At 68.1% G+C, this 1,027-nt stretch carries 1 protein-coding gene; it reads left to right on the plus strand.

Annotated elements, in window-relative coordinates:
* The coding region (locus ACSFA2_RS25945; RefSeq protein WP_435458194.1) for a LysR substrate-binding domain-containing protein at nt 1-803 on the plus strand (803 nt) is incomplete at its 5' end.
* Nucleotides 804-1,027: the final 224 nt, after the last annotated feature.

Here is a 1,027-nt window from a genome sequence, read left to right on the forward strand (position 1 = left end):
AGGCGCGCCTGGGCGTGAGGCTTCTGAACCGCACCACCCGGCGCATCAGCCTCACGCCCGAGGGCGAAACCTACCTGACCGAAGGCGCGCGCGTGCTCGATGCGCTCGATGCCGTGGAGCGCGCGGTGTCGGGCGCCAAGGTCGCGCCGCGCGGGCTGCTGAAGGTCAGCGCCACGCTGGGCTTCGGGCGGCGCTTCATCGCGCCGGCGCTGTCGAAGTTCGCTCGGGCCTTCTCCGAGGTCGAGGTGCAGCTGCACCTCACCGACCGTCCGGTGAACCTCGTGGAGCAGGGCTTCGACGTGTCGGTGCGCATCGGCGCGCTGCCCGATGCGCGGCTCACGGCGCGCAAGCTGGCGTCGAACACGCGCATTCTTTGCGCCGCGCCGGCCTATCTGGCGAAGGCCAGCGAACCCGTCCATCCGCGCGAACTGCAGCAGCACCGCTGCCTGTTCATCCGCGAAGGCGACGAGGCCTTCGGCTCATGGCACCTGCGTTCGGGCGGCCGCCAGGAGACCGTCAAGGTGCGTGGCGCGCTCAGCAGCAACGACGGCGAATGCGCACTGGCGTGGGCGCTCGATGGGCACGGCATCCTGCTGCGTTCGCAATGGGATGCCACGCCCTACCTGCGTTCAGGCCGCCTGCGCCAGGTGCTGCAAGGCTGGGCGCCGCCGTCGGCGGACATCTATGTCGTCTTTCCGACCAAGGCCCACATGTCGGCGAAGACGCGCGCGTTGGTCGACTTCCTGCACGACAGGTTCGCGCGCTACCGCGAGGGCGGCACAGACGACGTGGTGGCCTGGTAGGCAAGCTTCGCATTGTCGAAGTTTGGATCACACGTTGCCGGTTCAGATCAAGGACTTAGCTCGCAGTAGATGACTGCTGTCTGTCGAGGGTCGGCGTGTCCTGTTCCCGATCAACCGCACAGCGCCGGCGGCGGCACGAAGCCGCCGAACTCGCGCGCGACCAACTCGGCGAAGTGGATCGTCGTGCGATCCTCGAACATGGGGCCGATGATCTGCACACCGAT

Origin of the sequence: Variovorax cryoconiti, from assembly GCF_051216395.1 — a bacterium.
Taxonomy (GTDB): Bacteria; Pseudomonadota; Gammaproteobacteria; order Burkholderiales; family Burkholderiaceae_C; genus Variovorax.